Origin of the sequence: Streptomyces sp. NPDC088387 (assembly GCF_044753385.1) — a bacterium.
Classification (GTDB): domain Bacteria; phylum Actinomycetota; class Actinomycetes; order Streptomycetales; family Streptomycetaceae; genus Streptomyces.
In genome coordinates, this window is the sequence record NZ_JBIVNC010000008.1 from 115272 (window position 1) to 130187 (window position 14916).

Here is a 14916-nt window from a genome sequence, read left to right on the forward strand (position 1 = left end):
CGTCCTATCCGCGGGGCCTCCCCCGCAGCGAGGCCAGGACCAGGCGGCCGTAGCGGGTGGTGAGCGCCGCGGCCGTCGCCGCGAAGGCTCCGCCGAGGGCGATCAGCAGATGCCAGGGGTTCTCGTCGCCGAGGACCTGGAGCACGGACAGGGCGGTGCCCAGCGGCAGGCCGAGGATGGTCAGGACGCCGAGGGCGCCGGCGATCTGCTGGCTCTCGCGGGTCTGGACGAGACGGCCGTAGTCGGCGGCCTCGGCGAGGATGTCGGCAAACAGTTCGGGGAGCCGGTGGTGGGCGTGGAAGGCGCGCAGCACTCCGTCGGCGGGACCGTGCACGTTCTGGTGGGGCCGCCAGTACGCGCTGCGGAAGGCGGCGATGTCGCTCTCCAGGGCGGCCACCCGCCCGGCGAGTCCGGTCCCGGTGCCGAAGACGGTCGAGAGCTGGTCGCCGAGGGCGTTGATGTGGTCGCGCTGGACCCTGCCGAGGAGCAGGGTGTCCAGATGGATCGAGCGGACGTGGCCCGCGGCGAAGTCGTAGAAGTCGCCCTCGCCCCGGTCGGCGCGGTGGCCGAGGAACGCGGTGCCGTGCCGGCCGACCAGCGCGCTCCAGTCGGCGGAGAGCCGGATGGCCTCCTGGGCGACGCGTGCGTGCCGCTGCGGTGTGGTGGGGGTGTCCCGGTCGGCGGCCCGCGCGGACAGCCACAGCAGCCACTCGTCGGCGGTGTCGGGCAGTTCGCCGTCCACCCGCAGGACGGGGGTGTGGCCGGCGTCCGGGGTGAAGAAGGCGACGGTGTAGGGCCGGGCTATCGCGAAGGGCTCGGCGGGCGGGTCGGTGTCGGCCACGCCCCGGAACAGCACGGCCGGGTCGAGGGGGCCGGTGAGCGGGTCGGGCAGTGCGCCGGGCCGGTGGCCGACGGCGCGCAGCACCGCCAGGAGCGCGGGCCCGGTGACGTCGAAGTGCAGCACCCCGAGGGCCCGCCGTGGCTCGTCCGGCCGTGCGGCACCGAGCAGTTCCAGCCCAACGAGGCTGAGGGGGCCGCCGGTGACCGTGGTCGTGCGGTGCCAGCGGCGGCCGTGCAGGGCCCGCGCGACCGCGGGGGCGAAGTAGGTGCGCCGCCACTCGGCGTCCCGCCGCCCCTGGCCGGCCGGAAACGGCAACGGCCCCCGCTCCCAGTCCGGTTCACCCTCCAGCAGCACCGGCAGGACCACGGACACGCTCTGCCGCACGCCCGTGGCGGCGCCCAGTTCGTCGCTCAATTCGCGAACCGCTCCCGCAGCTCCCGCTTGAGGATTTTGCCGCTGGCGTTGCGGGGCAGCGCGTCCACGAAGAACACCCGCTTCGGCGCCTTGAAGTGCGGGAGTTTCGCACGGGCGTGGGCGATGAGGTCCGCCTCGGACACCTCGCCGCGCGGGACGACGACGGCGGTGATCGCCTCGATCCAGTGGTCGTCGGGCAGCCCGATCACGGCGGCCTCGGCGACGGCCTCATGGGTGTAGAGGGCGTCCTCGACCTGGCGTGAGGCGACCACCACACCACCGGAGTTGATGACGTCCTTGACCCGGTCGACGATGGTGTAGAAGCCGTGGGCGTCCCGCACGGCGAGGTCGCCGGAGTGGAACCAGCCGTCCTTGAAGGCCTCGGCGGTCTCCTCGGGCTTGCCCCAGTAGCCCTCGCACAGCTGCGGAGAGCGGTAGACGATCTCGCCGGGGGTGCCGTCGGGGACGTCCTTGCCGTCCTCGTCGACGACCCGCGCGTCCACGAACAGCACGGGCTGTCCGCAGGAGTCCATCCGACCCTTGTGCTCGTGCGTCGCGAGGACCATGGCGAGCGGGCCGATCTCGCTCTGCCCGAAGCAGTTGTAGAAGCCGAGCTTCGGCAGCCGTGCGCGCAGCCGCTCCAGGACGGGCACCGGCATGATCGAGGCGCCGTAGTAGGCCTTGCGCAGCCCGCCGAGGTCGCGGGTGGCGAAGTCGGGGCGGTTCGACAGGGCGATCCAGACCGTCGGCGGGGCGAACAGACTGTCCGCGCGGCCCTGTTCGACGAGGTCGAGGATCCGGTCGCCGTCGGGCGCGTCCAGGATGGTGTTGGTGGCGCCGACCGCGAGATACGGCAGCAGGAACACATGCATCTGCGCCGAGTGGTAGAGCGGCAGCGAGTGCACCGGCAGGTCCCCGGCGCTGAAGTCCAGTGCGGTGATCGCGCTCAGGTACTCGTGCACCAGCGAGCGGTGGGTCATCATCGCGCCCTTGGGGAGGGCGGTGGTGCCCGAGGTGTACAGCAGCTGGACCAGGTCCTCGGAGCGCGCCTCGGGCCCGTCGTACGGCGCCGTGCCGGGCAGCCGGTCGAGCAGTGAGCCGGCGGTGTCGCGCAGGTGCGTCACCCGGGTGCCCTCGGGGAGCCGGTCCGCGAGGTCCGGGTCGGTGAGGACGAGGGCGCTGCCCGACTGTTCCAGGAGGTAGGTGAGGTCGTCGCCGGTGAGGTTCTGGTTGACGGGGACGTGGACCAGGCCCGCGCGGGCGCAGGCGAGGAAGACGATCAGGTAGGCGTCGGAGTTGTGGCCGTAGGCGGCGATCCGGTCGCCGTGGGTCAGGCCCTCGTCGAGCAGGACGCTCGCCGCGCGGGAGACGGCCTCGTCGAGTTCCTGGTAGGTCCAGGTGCGGTCGCGGTACCGGACCGCGACGCGTGCCGGGGTGCGGCGGGCGCTGCGCCGCAGCACCCCGTCGACCGTGCTGCCGTGTCCGGGAGTCATGACTGCTGATCCTGGGTGCGCGCCCGGACGAGGTCAAGTCACACCGCCGCAGGCACATACCCGTTGGTACGCTCAACAGCTCGTTCCCTCAGAGCCGTTGGGAGTCCCGATGCGCACCCGCCTGAGACGGATCGCCGTCACGGCAGTCGCCCTGCTCACCGCCGCCACCGCACTGCCCGCCGCGGCGGCCCCGGCACAGGACCGCCAGGAACAACGTCCATCCGGCGGCGGGCTGTCCGCCGTGATCCGGTACACCGAGTACGGCATCCCGCACATCGTCGCGGGCGGCTACGCGGACCTCGGTTTCGGCACCGGATACGCGCAGGCCGCCGACCAGGTGTGCACGCTGGCCGACGGTTTCGTGACCACACGCGGCGAGCGTTCCCGGCACTTCGGTGCCGACGCGCCCTCCGACCCGGCGCTCTCCTCGGCCGCCCGCAATCTCTCCAGTGACCTGTACTTCCGCGGGATCCGCGAGTCCGGCACGGTGGAGCGGCTGCTCGCCACGCCGGCGCCGGCCGGGCCGAGCCGGGAGTCGAAGGACCTGATGCGCGGGTTCGCGGCGGGCTACAACGCCTGGCTGAAGCAGCACCGGATCACCGACCCGGCCTGCCGGAACGCCGCCTGGGTGAAGCCGATCAGCGCCCTGGACGTCGCCGTCCGCGGCTACGCCCTGTCGGTGCTGGGCGGCGAGGGCCGGGCGGTGGACGGCATCACCGCCGCGCAGCCGCCGGTGACGACCGCCGGGGCCGCGCCGGACGCCGACGACACCGCGCGGGCCGCGCGCGAGCTGTTCGCCGCGGACAACGCGGACATGGGGTCCAACGCGGTCGCGTTCAGCGGTGACACCACCGCGAACGGACGTGGGCTGCTGCTCGGCAACCCGCACTACCCGTGGGACGGCGGCCGGCGCTTCTGGCAGTCGCAGCAGACGATCCCGGGCCGTCTCAACGTCTCCGGCGGCTCGCTGCTGGGCACCGCCACGATCTCCATCGGACACAACGCGCGGGTGGCGTGGAGCCACACGGTCGCCACCGGCGTGCCCATGAACCTGCACCAGCTGACGCTGGACCCGGCCGACCCGACGGTCTACGTCGTGGACGGTCGGCGGGAGCGGATGACGAGACGGACGGTGACGGTGGCCGTCAAGGACGGGGCGCCGGTCACCAGGACGCAGTGGCGGACCCGTTTCGGCCCGGTGGTCACCTCGCTGGGCGCGTCGGTACCGCTGCCGTGGACGAGCACCACGGCGTACGCGGTGAACGACCCCAACGCGACCAACATGCGCGCCTCCGACACCGCACTCGGCTTCAGCGAGGCGCGTGGCACGGACGACGTCCTCGACGCGCTGCGGCGTACGCAGGGATTGCCCTGGGTGAACACGATCGCCGCCGACTCCGGGGGCCACTCCCTGTTCACGCAGTCGCAGGTGCTGCCCCGCATCACGGACGACCTGGCGCAGCGCTGCTCCACGCCCCTGGGCCGGGTCACCTACCCGTCGTCGGGGCTCGCGGTCCTGGACGGCTCGCGCGGTGACTGTGCGCTCGGCCGGGACGCCGACGCCGTACAGCCGGGGATCTTCGGTCCGGCGAAGCTGCCGACCCTCGTCGACGCGCCGTACGCGGAGAACTCCAACGACAGTGCCTGGCTGGCCAATGCCGACCAGCCGCTGACGGGGTACGAGCGGGTCTTCGGCACCGTCGGCACGACCCGCAGCCTGCGGACCCGGGGCGCCGTCGAGGACGTCTCCGCGATGGCGCGGCAGGGCGATCTGACGGTTCGGGATCTCCAGGCGCAGCAGTTCGCGAACCGGGTGCCCGCGGGTGACCTCGTCGCGGCCGACGCGGCGAAGGCCTGTGCGGCGCTGCCCGGTGGTACGGCGACCGGCAGTGACGGCAGGGCCGTCGACGTCACGGAGGCGTGCCGGGTGCTGGCCGACTGGGACCGCACCACGGACACCACAAGCCGGGGCGCGCTGCTCTTCGACCGGTTCTGGCGGAAGCTGATCGCGGCCGTTCCGGCGGCCCGGCTCTGGAAGGTGCCGTTCTCCGCGGCCGACCCGGTCCGTACCCCGAACACGCTCGACACCTCGGTGCCGGGCATCGCGACCGCGCTCGCGGACACGGTCGCCGAGCTGCGGGCGGCGGGCATCGCGCTCGGCTCGAAGCTGGGTGAGCACCAGGTCGTCGTACGGAACGGGAAGCGGATCCCCGTGCCGGGCGGCACCGAGTCGCTGGGTGTGTGGAACAAGGTCGAGCCGGTGTGGGACACGGCGAAGGGCGGCTACTCGGCCGTGTCGACCGGCTCCAGCTACATCCAGGCGGTCGGCTGGGACGGCGGCCGGTGCCCGGTGGCCCGCACGCTGCTGACGTACTCCCAGTCCTCGGACCCGGACTCGTCGCACTACAGCGACCAGACCCGGTTGTTCTCGGGCGAGCGGTGGGTGACGTCCCGGTTCTGCGAGAAGGACATCCTGTCCTCGCCGGCGCTGCGGGTGGTCGTGGCGCGCGAACGCCGCTGACCACGGTGAGGGGGTGCCGTATCCGGTCGGGTACGGCACCCCCCTCACCACCCCCTCACCTCTCTCAGCGGGCTCGGCCCTTCGCGGGGCCGTACATGAGCCGTCGTAGCGCCGCTTCGGCGGGGCCGCGGCGGCCCGCGCGTTCCAGGGCGTGGGCGCCGGCCACGGTGAGCAGCCAGACGCCGGCCGCGAACAGGGCCATGGTGAAGCTGCCGAGGTGCTCGCCGAGGCCGAGGCCCCAGGCGGCGAGGACCGGCGCGAAGAGCAGCGAGTGGGTCAGGTAGCAGGAGAGGGAGCGCTTGCCGACGGCCGTCACCGCGGCCACGGCCTTGGCGCCCCGGCGGCGCTCCCGGGTGGTCCACCAGTGGGCGAAGAGGGCGACGGCGGCGACATAGCCGAGCCCGGCCGCGTTGCCGGTGGCGTCCCGGAGGATGGTCAGCGCGCCCGACTCGCTCTGGGCGTCGGGCGGTACGTCCAGGACGCCGATGTGGGCGAGGGCGGCGGGCAGGGCGCCGAGCCAGCCGACGGTGACGCCGATGACGGCGGTGCGGCGCAGCAGGGTGCGGTGGGCGCCGGGCTCCTCCAGTACGCGGTGCCTTGCGGCCAGGAAACCGAGCAGGAACAGGCCGAAGCCGCCGCCGAGCAGGGACAGCGGGGCCGCCGCGAACGTGACGAACAGGCCTGTCCGGATCCGGGTTCCGGCGGCGGTGAGCCAGTTGCCCTCGTCCCCGGCGTAGGCCTGGTAGCCCGGGTCCGCGCCCGCGTCGCCCAGGGTGCCCAACTCGCCGCGCAGCAGGGCCGACACGACCGGCTCGGCCGAGGTGATCAGCAGCAGGGCGACGGCGACGCCGATCCACCACTTCAGGGCGCGTTCGCCGCGCCGCAGGAACGCCAGGCCGAGGATGAGGCTGAGGACGCCGTAGAAGCCGATGATGTCGCCGGCCATCAGCAGCGCCGAGTGGGCCAGGCCGATGACGACCAGCCACAGGCTGCGTCGGCGCAGGATGCCTGCGGCGGCGCGCTCCTTGGTTCCGGCGGCGGTCTGGCGCAGATAGAGCTGCATCATGCCGTAGCCGAAGAGGAACGCGAAGAGCGGGTAGACCCGCAGGTCGAGCACCGTGATCATGGTGAACTGCACGGCGTGGTCGAGCCAGGAGCCGTCCACGGGCTGCCATCCGGACGGCCCCCGGCGGGCCGCCCAGAGGTGGAACGCGGTGTTGGACAGGACGATGCCCAGCAGCATGATCCCGCGGGCCAGATCGGGGGCCAGGGCGCGTTCACCGGACCGCACGCCCCCGCGTGCCGGGCGGTCCTCGGTGTTCGTGATCGTCATACGTCCACGCTAGGAAGCCGCGGCCCGGGGCGGGATCGGCCGAAGGTCGCCGGTGCGGCGACCAAAGGATGAGGTCACCGCGCCGGATGGCGGCCTCAGGGGCGGGCGCAGAGGGCGTTGTCGACGAGGTCGCTCGCCGCGGCCTCCTGCTCCTCGACGTGCTCCATACTGTCCCCGCGCGCCTCGGACATGGAGACCACCACACTGCGCCTGCCGTCGTCGGTGACGCCGTTGAGGGTGATGTAGCCGCCGTCCCCGCCCTCGTGGCTCCAGTAGGTGCCGCCGCACTTCAGGGGGCGCTCGACCAGGCCGAGGCCGTACCTGCCGTCGGGCCACAGCTTCTGGAGTTCCGCGTTCACGGGGACGGTCCGCTTCATCTTCGCGAGCTGCCGCTCGGGCAGCAGGCGGCCGCCGAGCAGGGCGCGGAAGAAGGTGTTCTCGTCGCGGGTGGTGGTGACCCAGGACAGGTTCTCGTGGTCGACCATGATCTGGTCGGTGACGTCCACCCGGTGTTCGGCGTCGAAGAGCTGGTAGGCGCGGGCGTGCGGGCGGGGCAGGGTCGGCCTGGTGCCCAGCCAACGCGTGTGGTCCATGCCGAGCGGGCGCACGATCCGGTCCTCGATCTCCCGGTGCGCGGAGCGGCCGGTGACCTTCTCGACGACCATGTCGAGCAGGACGTAACCGGTGTTGGAGTAGGCCCACCTGCCCTTCTGGCCGGGTTCGAAGTCGCGTGGGTGCTTCAGGGCGAGTTCCACGAGCTCCTCGGAGGTGTGGACGAGGTCGCGCTGGGCCTCGTACTCCTCGGGAGTGGTGTAGCCGGGGAGGGCGTCGGGGATGCCGCTGCGGTGCTGGAGCAGCTGGAGCAGGGTGATACGGCGGCCGTCGTTTCCGTTGCCGCGCACGACTCCGGGCAGCCGGCGGTCGACTGTGTCGTCGAGGGACAGTCTGCCCTCGGCCTCCAGTTGGAGGACCACGACGGCGAGGAGGGTCTTGGACGTGCTCGCCATACGGAACCAGCCCTCGGCGTCGACCGGTTGGCCGGTCCTCAGGTCGGAGGTGCCGCTGGTGGCGACGGTGTGCCGGCCGTCGGGGCCGACCGCGCGCGCCTGCACTCCGCTGATGCCGAGGGCGTGCAGCGCCCTCGTGTCCTGCCGCAGTCGCTCCGCCGGGTTCCCGGCGGAGCGAGCGTCGGAACGGGCGAGGGCCGGGGCCACCCCGGCGGCGAGAACGGTGGTGACACCGAGGGCGAGGGCGAGGTGCTTGCGCAGGTTCGAAGCCATGGCTGAACGCTAGTTTCGCCCTCGATCGGGGCGCGATCCGGCGCACCCGACGACTGAATCGGGGGCTACCCCCACCGCGCCCCTACTCCCCCGCCCTTTCGCTACCCCCGGTCCCAGTACGGCTCCCGCAGCCGCCTCTTGTACAGCTTGCCGTTGGGGTCGCGGGGCATCTCGGCGATGAAGTCGACACTCCTGGGCCGCTTGTATCCGGCCAGTTGGCCGGCGCAGTGGTCGAGGAGTTCGGCGGCGAGATCGGGGCCCGGGGTGTGTCCGGGGGCCGGTTCCACCACCGCCTTGACCTGCTCGCCCCAGTCGTCGTGCGGGATGCCGAAGGCGGCGGCGTCCGCGACGGCGGGGTGGGCGAGGAGGGCGGACTCGATCTCGGCCGGGTAGATGTTGACCCCGCCGGAGATGATCAGATCGATCTTGCGGTCGCGCAGGAAGAGATAGCCGTCGGCGTCCAGTACACCCAGGTCGCCGACGGTGAAGAAGTCGCCGATGCGGTTCTTGCGGGTCTTGCTCTCGTCCTTGTGGTAGGCGAAGCCGCCGGTGGTCATCTTCATGTAGACGGTGCCGAGTTCACCGGGCGGCAGCCGGTTGCCGTCGTCGTCGAAGACGGCCAGCTCGCTGATCGGCCAGGCCTTTCCGACGGTGCCGGGCTTCTTCAGCCAGTCCTCGGCGGTGGCGAAGGCGCCACCGCCCTCGCTGGCCGCGTAGTACTCCTCGACGCAGTGCCCCCACCAGTCGATCATGGCGCGTTTCACATGGTCCGGGCAGGGCGCGGCCCCGTGGATGGCGTGCCGCATCGAGGAGACGTCGTACGAGCGCCTGGTCTCCTCGGGCAGGGCGAGCAGACGGTGGAACTGGGTCGGGACCATGTGCGTGTGGGTGCACCTGTGGACGTCGATCACCCGGAGCATCTCCTGCGGGGTCCACTTGTCCATCAGGACGAGCGGGTGGCCGATGTGCAGGGACGCGCCCGCGAACTGGAGGACGGCCGTGTGGTACAGCGGCGAGCAGACGAGATGGACGTTGCCGTCGAAGGGGCGGATGCCGAAGATGCCGAGGAAACCGCCGAGGTAGGACTCCTCGGGGAGCCTGCCGGGCAGGGGGCGGCGGATACCGCGGGGGCGTCCGGTGGTGCCGGACGTGTAGTTCATGACCCAGCCGAGGGTGCGGTCGGCGGGCGCCGACTCCGGCTGTCCTTCGAGGAGTTCGGCGTACGGCCGGAACCCCTCGACCGTGCCCACGGCGTACCGCCGGCCGGCCGGGAGCCCGGCCTCGTCGGCGGCGTCGCGGGCGGGGCCGGCGAAGCGCTCGTGGGAGATGAGCACCTTGGCGCCGGAGTCGGCGACGATCCAGGCGATCTCGGGGGCGACGAAGTGGTGGTTGACGGGAACGAGATAGAGGCCGGCCTGGCTGGCGGCGAGGTAGGCGACGAGGAACTCGGGGCCGTTGGGCAGCACCACGGCGAAGGCGTCGCCGCGTTCCAGGCCCGCCGCGCGCAGTCCGTGCACCAGACGGTTGGCGGCGGCGTGCAGGCGCCCGGCGGTCCACTCCTCGCCGTCGGGCGCGAAGAGGACCGTGCGGTCGGGGTCGGCGGTGGCCTGGGCCCAGAATCCGGTGGGCTGGTTCATGAGGGGCCGCTCCTTCCGGCGATGCGGTTGACGCGGTCGACGGCCCGCTCGAACTCGCGGGTGAGGTCGTCGAAGACCGCCTGGACACTGCGTTCGCTGGTCATCCGGCCGACGATCTGGCCGACGGGGGTGCCGAGCAGGGGCTCGACCTCGTGCTTCTGGATCCGGGAGACGGCTTCCGCGACGAGCAGGCCCTGCAACGGCATGGGCAGGGTGCCGGGCCCTTCGGGGTCGTCCCAGGCGTCCGTCCACCCGGTGCGCAGCTGCCGGGCGGGTTTGCCGGTGAGGGCGCGGGAGCGGACGGTGTCGCCGGAGCCCGCGGCGAGCAGCTTGCGGGTGAGGGTCGGTGAGTGCAGGTCGGCCTCGGTCACGGTCAGCCAGACGGAGCCGAGCCAGGCGCCCTGGGCGCCGAGCGCGAGGGCGGCGGCGATCTGCCGGCCGCTGCCGATGCCACCGGCGGCGAGGACGGGCAACGGGTCCACGGCGTCGACGACTTCGGGGGTGAGGACCATGGAGGCGATCTCTCCGGTGTGACCACCGGCCTCGTAGCCCTGGGCGACGACGATGTCGATGCCGGCGTCCTTGTGCTTGCGCGCGTGCCGGGCGCTGCCCGCGAGGGCGGCGACGAGGACGCCCTGTTCGTGGGCGCGGGCCACGACGTCCGCGGGTGGTGGGCCGAGGGCGTTGGCGAGCAGCCGGATCGGGTAGTCGAAGGCGACGTCGAGCTGGGTGCGGGCGACCTGCTCCATCCAGCCGGTGATCCGCCAGCCGGCGGCCTCGCCCTCGTCCAGTTCCGGTACGCCGTGCTTGGCGAGGGTGTCGCGGACGAACCGCCGGTGCCCCTCGGGGATCATCGCCTCGACGTCGGCCTCGGTCAGCGTCCGGCCCGCCGGACCCTCGGCCTTCGTCGCGGGCATCACGACGTCCAGGCCGTACGGGTGCCCGCCGACGTGGGCCTCGATCCAGTCGAGGTCGCGCTTGAGCTCGTCCGGCGCGGTGTAGCGGACCGCGCCGAGGACGCCGAAGCCGCCGGCCCGGCTGATGGCCGCGGCGACTGCGGGGAACGGCGTGAAGCCGAAGACGGCGTGCTCGACTCCCAGTTGTCTGCTCAGCTCCGTCTGCATGGGCGCAGGATGCCGCAGTCCTCCGGACGACGGAAGGCTTTTTCTGACGTACCGTCAGATCTTTTCCGTGCCGCGCATGGTTGACACCCGGCACACCTGACACGAAAGTTTCACTGCGCAAGAGCCATCCGAAAGTTACTTTCAGGCGCTCAGCGGGAGGTTGGCCGATGACGGATGACGCGGTGCCCGGCAGACGAGACGGAGTGACACGCCGCCAACTGGGCCGATGCACACTCGCCCTGGGCGGCGCGCTCGTCCTCGCCCCGCTCCCGGCGGGCCCGGCGCCGGCCGCCGCACACGACCGCCGCCCCACCCTGCGCCACGGCTCCCCCGAGCGGGCCGGCCTGCTCGCCGCCCACCTCGACCAACTCGTCACCGACGCCCAGGTGTTCCTCGGCCCCTCCCCCAAGCACCCCTGGTACGCGGGCGCCGTCCTGCTCGCCGGGCGCGGCGGAACCGTGGCCCTGCACCGGCCGATCGGCTCGGCCGTGCGCTACGCGGCCTACGACGAGACGACGGACACCGGCGTCGAACTCCCGGCGGGCGAGCAGATCCCGATGGCCGAGGACACCGTCTTCGACCTGGCCTCCGTCTCCAAGCTGTTCACGTCGATCCTGGCCGTGCAGCAGATCGAGCGGGGCGCGCTGGAGCTGACGGCGACGGTCGCCTCGTACCTCCCGGAGTTCGGCGCGGCGGGCAAGCAGGACATCACGGTCCGCCAACTGCTCACCCACACCTCGGGGTTCCGGTCCTGGATCCCGCTCTACAGCGCTCCGACGTACGAGGGGAAGCTGCGGCTCATCTGGAACGAGGCGCCGCTCAACGCGCCCGGGAGCACCTACCTCTACTCGGACCTCAACCTCATCTCCCTCCAGTTGGTCCTGGAGAAGATCACCGGCCGCCCGCTGGACACCCTGCTGCGCACGGAGATCACCGGTCCGCTCGGGATGCGCCGCACCCGGTTCAACCCGCCCGCCTCCTGGCGGCCGCGGATCGCCGCGACCGAGGACGCCCGCAAGCCCTGGTCGGGTCTGGACCGGGGCATGGTCCACGGCGAGGTGCACGACGAGAACGCCTTCAGCCTCGGCGGGGTCGCGGGACACGCCGGGGTCTTCTCCACCGCCTGGGACCTGGCCGTGCTCGGCCGCACCCTGCTCAACGGCGGCTCCTACGGCCGGGCGCGCATCCTGCGCCCCGAGTCGGTGGAGTTGATGTTCACGGACTTCAACACGGCGTTCCCGGGGGACGAGCACGGGCTCGGGTTCGAGCTCTACCAGCACTGGTACATGGGCGCGATGGCGACGCCCCGCACCGCGGGCCACACCGGCTTCACCGGCACCTCACTGGTCCTCGACCCGACCACCGACTCCTTCCTCGTGGTGCTCGGCAACTCGGTCCATCCGGTGCGCAGCTGGCGCTCCGGCTCGGCACCGCGGGTGGCGGCGGCGAACAACATGGCCCGTGCGGTGCGGGTCCGCCCGGAGGGCGGGCGCAAGGCGTGGTTCGCGGGCATGGCGAACAGCACGAGCGCCACACTGACCCTGCCCGCGCTCGACACCTCCGCCGGTGGCGCGCTGCTGCGCTGCGCCCTGTGGTGGGACACCGAACCCCGGTCCGACGTCCTGGCGTTGGAGGCGAGCACCGACGGCACCACCTGGCAGCCGGTGCCGTTCACGACCGACCGCCACGGCGAGGATCCGCAGGACCACGGCACCGGCACCGTGACCGGCTGGTCGGGCCGCGCCTGGCACCGCCTCACGGCCCGGCTCCCCGCGGCGGGCGGCCTCGTCCTGCGCTGGCGGTATACGACGGACCAGCTCTATGTGGGGCGCGGCGCCTACGTCGACGAGTTGCGCGTCACCACGCGCGAGGGGGTCGCCTTCGACGAGGCGCGGCCGGCGGACGCGGCGCGGATCACGGCCGTGGGGTGGGCGCCTTCGGCGGACTGACCGGTTCCGCGACCGGACTCGGCTCGGGCTGCCGCCATCGCCACCACGCGAGGGCGAGGGCGGCGCCCGCGAGGATCATCGGGACGCCCAGCGCCGTGACCACCCCCTGGATCCAGCCGGGGAGCAGTGCGGAGGTGTAGCCGGCGGTGCTCTCGCAGGTCGCTCCCGGCGGGAAGTAGGAGGCGTCCAGGGTGCGGGGCGCGTAACTGCCCCACTCGCCGTCGGCGGCGCAGGCGCCCGTGAGACCACCCCTGAGCAGGGGCCAGGCCGTCAGGACGTACAGGGGCAGGAAGAGCGTGGCGGACATGCCGAACGTCAGGCCGGTGCGGCGCAGCTTCGCCTCCCGGGTGGCGGGCCTGGTGAAGGGGGTGCCCGCCGGGCACTCGAAGCAGTCGGCGAGCAGCGCCAGCACCACGGGCACGATCGCGCCGGCCAGCGCGAACCACAGCAGCACACCGAAGATCCCGGTGGCACCGGCGGTGACATCGCCGCCGGTGTACTCGCAGATCGTGGCCGGCGGGAACGACCGGGTCCGGGTGGCTCCCAGCTGCCCGACCCCGCCGACCATTCCGTGCGCGCACCGCTCGTCGAACTCGAGGGTGCCGATGAAGGCGGCCGCCGTGCCGAGGAGCAGGGCGAGCGACGACGCGCCCGCGACGGCCCAGAGGCGCTCGGTACGGAAGGCGCCGTACGGGGAAGTGGCGGCAGGCGCTGACGTCTTGGGCATCCGGGGAGATTACCTCTCCTCCAGCACCGCCATCGCCGCGTTGTGCCCCGGCACTCCGCTCACACCGCCGCCGCGGACCGCGCCCGCCCCGCACAGCAGGACGTTGGCGTGGCCCGTCTCGACGCCCCAGCGGCCGGTGCCCTCCTGGGTGTGGGGCCAGGAGAGGTCGCGGTGGAAGATGTTGCCGCCGGGCAGGCCGAGGTCGTGTTCCAGGTCCAGCGGTGTCCTGGCCTCGATGCACGGCCGGCCGTCGGCGTCGGTGGCCAGACAGCCGGCGATCGGCTCGGCGAGATGCGCGTCGAGCTGGGCGAGCGTCGACTTCAGGAGTTCCTCGCGTACGGCGTCGTTGTCGGCGGCGAAGAGCCGGGCCGGGGTGTGCAGGCCGAAGAGGGTGAGGGTGTGGTGGCCGCGCGCCACGAGGTCGGGCGCGAGGATCGTCGGGTCGGTGAGCGAGTGGCAGTAGATCTCGGAGGGCGGCGCGGTGGGCAGTACCCCGGAGGCGGCCTCGGCGTGGGCGGTGGCGAGTTGCTCGTAGCCCTCGGCGATGTGGAAGGTGCCGGAGAAGGCCTCGCGCGGGTCGACGGAGGTGTCGCGGAGCCTCGGCAGCCGGGTGAGCAGCATGTTCACCTTGAGCTGTGCGCCCTCGGCGGGCTCCGGCCGCGCGTCTCCGGTGAGGGCGGCGAGGTGCTGCGGCGAGGCGTTCACCAGGACGTGCCGGGCCGTGACCGTGCCCTCGGTGTCGGCGGTCCGGTACCGCACCTCGGCCGTACGCCCGTCCGTGTCGATCCCGCGCACCTCGTGGCCGGTGGCGAGCACGGCACCGGCCGCGCGGGCCGTGTCGGCGAGGGCGTCGGTGAGGGCGCCCATACCGCCGACGGGCACGTTCCAGTCGCCGGTGCCGCCGCCGATGACGTGGTAGAGGAAGCAGCGGTTCTGCTTCAGGGAGGGGTCGTGGGCGTCGGCGAAGGTCCCGATGAGGGCGTCGGTGAGGACCACACCGCGGACCAGGTCGTCGCTGAACTCCCGCTCGACGGCGACACCGACGGGCTCCTCGAACAGGGTCCGCCAGGCCTCCTCGTCGTCGACGCGGGCCCGCAGCTCCTCGCGGGAGGGCAGCGGTTCGGTGAGGGTGGGGAACACGTTGCGGGCGACGCGGCCGGTCATGCCGTAGAAGCGCCGCCAGGCCGTGTAGTCGCGTTCGCCGCCGGTGAGCCGGGTGAAGGCCTCGCGGGTGCGGCGCTCGCCGCCGCCGACCAGCAGCCCGGTGGGGCGTCCGTCGCGTTCCACGGGGGTGTACGAGGAGATGGTGCGGGTCCGGACGCGGAAGTCGAGGCCGAGGTCGCGCACGATCTTCGCGGGCAGCAGGCTGACCAGGTAGGAGTAGCGCGACAGCCGTGCGTCGACGCCGGCGAAGGGGCGGGTGGAGACGGCCGCGCCGCCGGTGTGGCCGAGCCGTTCGAGGACCAGGACGGAGCGCCCGGCCCTGGCCAGATAGGCGGCGGCGACCAGGCCGTTGTGTCCGCCTCCGACGATCACCGCGTCATAGGCCGCGGCTGGGCGAGGTCCCTCGTGTGCAGGCATGGTTCTTCGTAACACG

10 protein-coding genes are annotated in these 14916 nt (G+C 72.8%); 2 read left to right on the forward strand and 8 right to left on the reverse strand.

All coding sequences use genetic code 11. The annotated features are described in order from the left end of the window. Positions 1-4: 4 nt before the first annotated feature. Positions 5-1255 (reverse strand): hypothetical protein, encoded by a 1251-nt coding sequence (locus tag ACIQAC_RS22325; protein ID WP_402193576.1) that lies wholly within the window; start codon positions 1253-1255, stop codon positions 5-7. Beyond that, positions 1252-2748: an acyl-CoA synthetase gene (locus ACIQAC_RS22330; protein WP_402193577.1), complete on the reverse strand. Its 1497-nt coding sequence runs from the start codon at positions 2746-2748 to the stop codon at positions 1252-1254. The genes ACIQAC_RS22325 and ACIQAC_RS22330 overlap by 4 nt, the downstream gene beginning before the upstream one ends. A 109-nt stretch (positions 2749-2857) precedes the next feature. Between ACIQAC_RS22330 and ACIQAC_RS22335 the strand changes: the two genes are divergently transcribed. Continuing rightward, entirely contained in the window at positions 2858-5269 is a 2412-nt protein-coding gene (locus tag ACIQAC_RS22335) for a penicillin acylase family protein (RefSeq protein WP_402193579.1), read from the forward strand. 64 nt (positions 5270-5333) lie between these two features. On the opposite strand, the gene ACIQAC_RS22340 is transcribed toward ACIQAC_RS22335, so the two are convergent. The 4 genes from ACIQAC_RS22340 to ACIQAC_RS22355 form a co-directional block, all read right to left on the reverse strand. After that, the gene (locus ACIQAC_RS22340; protein WP_402193580.1) at positions 5334-6602 is read right to left on the reverse strand and encodes a DUF418 domain-containing protein; all 1269 of its coding nucleotides are present in this window, start codon (positions 6600-6602) and stop codon (positions 5334-5336) included. 95 nt (positions 6603-6697) lie between these two features. Beyond that, positions 6698-7882, reverse strand: a complete 1185-nt coding sequence (locus ACIQAC_RS22345) for a serine hydrolase domain-containing protein (RefSeq protein ID WP_402193581.1) — start codon at positions 7880-7882, stop codon at positions 6698-6700. Positions 7883-7983: 101 nt separating this feature from the next. Next, positions 7984-9519, reverse strand: coding sequence for an acyl-CoA synthetase (locus ACIQAC_RS22350; RefSeq protein WP_402193582.1), 1536 nt, complete (start codon positions 9517-9519; stop codon positions 7984-7986). Further along, positions 9516-10643, reverse strand: coding sequence for an NAD(P)H-dependent flavin oxidoreductase (locus ACIQAC_RS22355; RefSeq protein ID WP_402193583.1), 1128 nt, complete (start codon positions 10641-10643; stop codon positions 9516-9518). The genes ACIQAC_RS22350 and ACIQAC_RS22355 overlap by 4 nt, the downstream gene beginning before the upstream one ends. 167 nt (positions 10644-10810) lie before the next feature. Between ACIQAC_RS22355 and ACIQAC_RS22360 the strand changes: the two genes are divergently transcribed. Continuing rightward, complete coding sequence (locus tag ACIQAC_RS22360) at positions 10811-12592, forward strand: serine hydrolase (RefSeq protein WP_402193584.1); 1782 nt, start codon at positions 10811-10813, stop codon at positions 12590-12592. Here the strand turns inward: ACIQAC_RS22360 and ACIQAC_RS22365 are convergent. Continuing rightward, positions 12558-13319: a hypothetical protein gene (locus tag ACIQAC_RS22365; protein WP_402193585.1), complete on the reverse strand. Its 762-nt coding sequence runs from the start codon at positions 13317-13319 to the stop codon at positions 12558-12560. The two genes, ACIQAC_RS22360 and ACIQAC_RS22365, sit on opposite strands and share 35 nt — an antisense overlap. 9 nt (positions 13320-13328) lie before the next feature. Next, positions 13329-14900 carry a phytoene desaturase family protein gene (locus ACIQAC_RS22370; protein WP_402193586.1) on the reverse strand — a complete coding sequence of 524 codons (1572 nt, stop codon included), beginning with the start codon at positions 14898-14900 and terminating at the stop codon, positions 13329-13331. Between the last annotated feature and the right edge of the window lie 16 nt (positions 14901-14916).